Here is a 1497-nt window from a genome sequence, read left to right as displayed (position 1 = left end):
GGGCGCGGTCGCGGCGGGGGGCAACGGGTTCGTCGCGGCGTTCGTGGCCGGGGTGTTCTTCGAACCGGCCGCCCGGCAGCTCCCGCCCGGGACCCTGCACCTCGTCGAGGACGTCGGCGAGCTGCTGTCGCTCGCCCTCTGGTTCATCTTCGGGGCGATCGTCAACCAGACCCTCGCGGGCGGCTCGATCACCTGGCAGATCGTGCTCTTCGCCCTCGTCGCCCTCACCGTCGCGCGGGTGCTGCCCGTGGCCGCGTCGCTCGTCGGCACCGACATCGCCCACCGGGACCGGCTCGTCGTCGGCTGGATCGGTCCGCGCGGCATCGCCACGCTCGTGTTCGGGATGCTCGCGTTCGTGGGGCTGCCCGACCCGGAGAACGACCTGGCCCTCGCGGTGACCGTGGTGACGATCGTGCTCAGCGTCGTCGTGCACGGCCTGTCCTCAGGGCTCGTGATGCGGCGGTACCGAACCGGGCCCGTGAGCCCCCTCCCTTCCGACCGTGATCACCGTCCGTGACCCATCGAGGCCGTATACGGCTCGAACGGGTCAGGAACAGTGATCACTCGGCACCGACGACGCGCGCTTCGCGGGATGTCTGGGCACAATGGGCGACCGACGATCCCTACGCCCGGGAGCGGCATGAGCGACGGAGGGCCCGGCGGAGCCGCGAGCTCGGCCCGGTGCACAGGCGGTGGCCACCTGGCCGATCCGGCACGCCTGCGTGCGGTCGAACGCACCGGGCTCGGGCCCGCGCCGGACCCGGAGCTGGACCACCTGGCCGCGTGGGTCCGCAGGGCGCTCGGGGTGCCGGTCTCGTTGGTGTCGCTGGTCCAGGCCGACCGGCAGGTCTGGCCGGGTCGGTCCGGGCTGGCCGAGCCGTGGGCGACGGCCCGCTCGTCGCCGTTGAGCCACTCGTTCTGCGGGCACGTCGTGGAGTCCGGCTCGCCGCTCGCGGTCACCGACGCGCGCACCGAGCCCCTGCTGCGCGACAGCGCGGCGATCCCGGTCCTCGGCATGGTGGCCTACGCCGGGGTGCCCGTGACGGACGCCGCGGGGCAGGTCCTGGGCACGCTCTGCGCGATCGACACCGCGCCGCGCCGGTGGACCGAGGACGAGCTGCAGACTTTGGGCGACATCGCGCGCGCCTGCTCCACGGAGCTGCGGCTGCGGCTCCTGCGCCATGACGCCGGGCAGGACGAGAGCCGCCGAGACGAGCTCGAGGACGCCCAGCAGCGCGCGTTGGACCGCAGCCAGGCCCTGCTGATCGCCTCCCAGGCCTTCACCGACACGAGCACCGTCGACGAGGTCCGGGCCCGCATCGGCGATCTCGTCGCCACCGAGCTGCGGCCCACCCACGTCGAGGTCGTCCTGGTCGACGAGCTCGGCCGGACCGAGCGGATCGACGCGACCGCCGCGGGCGACCCGGCTCTCCCCGAGACGCTCGCGGGCCCCGGCCGGACCTCGCCCGCGACCGCGGCCATCCGGCGACGGCGATT

The 1497-nt window shown here is 74.2% G+C and carries 2 protein-coding genes; both read left to right on the top strand.

Annotated features, from left to right (window positions below; all coding sequences use genetic code 11):
* Positions 1–517, top strand: a 517-nt coding sequence (locus tag H5J29_RS32365) for a cation:proton antiporter domain-containing protein (protein ID WP_181784709.1), incomplete at its 5' end; no start/stop codon positions are given.
* Positions 518–640: 123 nt separating this feature from the next.
* Positions 641–1497 (top strand): GAF domain-containing protein (locus H5J29_RS32360; protein WP_181784708.1); only part of this gene is annotated, 857 nt, incomplete at its 3' end.

Source organism: Pseudonocardia pini, from assembly GCF_013870575.1.
Taxonomy (GTDB): domain Bacteria; phylum Actinomycetota; class Actinomycetes; order Mycobacteriales; family Pseudonocardiaceae; genus Pseudonocardia; species Pseudonocardia pini.
This window is presented reverse-complemented; position numbering and strand designations above follow the sequence as displayed.